This window comes from Thalassobacterium maritimum (assembly GCF_031127805.1).
In the GTDB taxonomy this organism is placed as follows: domain Bacteria; phylum Verrucomicrobiota; class Verrucomicrobiia; order Opitutales; family Coraliomargaritaceae; genus Thalassobacterium; species Thalassobacterium maritimum.
In genome coordinates this window covers 1-344 of sequence record NZ_JARXHW010000286.1, presented here as the reverse complement: position 1 = coordinate 344, position 344 = coordinate 1, and the positions used below count along the sequence as shown (strand labels likewise).

The window sequence follows — 344 nt, the reverse complement described above, 5'->3', positions numbered from 1 at the left end:
GTTTGCAGCGGATTGCCATGCCCCTCGACCAAGACCGACTTAAAACGGTCCGCCCACAGAGTGCCATAGCGCTTATGATTACGATTAAACCAGACCGAAAAGCGCTGCTTCACCGCCTTCATATATTCAGAGACATCGCCCATCCGCGCCAATAATTTCGCACGCAACTGCTGCGCCTCTTCAGAATCCGCTTGCAAGTGAGAGCGCAGCACCTTGACCGAATCCGCCTGATACTTGGTAGGCTTCGGATACAGCACCTGATAGCGGCGCATCAATTCAGCATCATCCACCTGCTGACGATCCGGCACACGCAAGAGCACGTGAAAGTGATTCGACATCACACA

Annotated in this window: 1 protein-coding gene; it reads right to left on the bottom strand. The window is 53.5% G+C overall.

The features are described from left to right. On the bottom strand, nt 1-344 hold a 344-nt coding region (locus tag QEH52_RS20365), incomplete at both ends, for a transposase (RefSeq protein WP_486679460.1).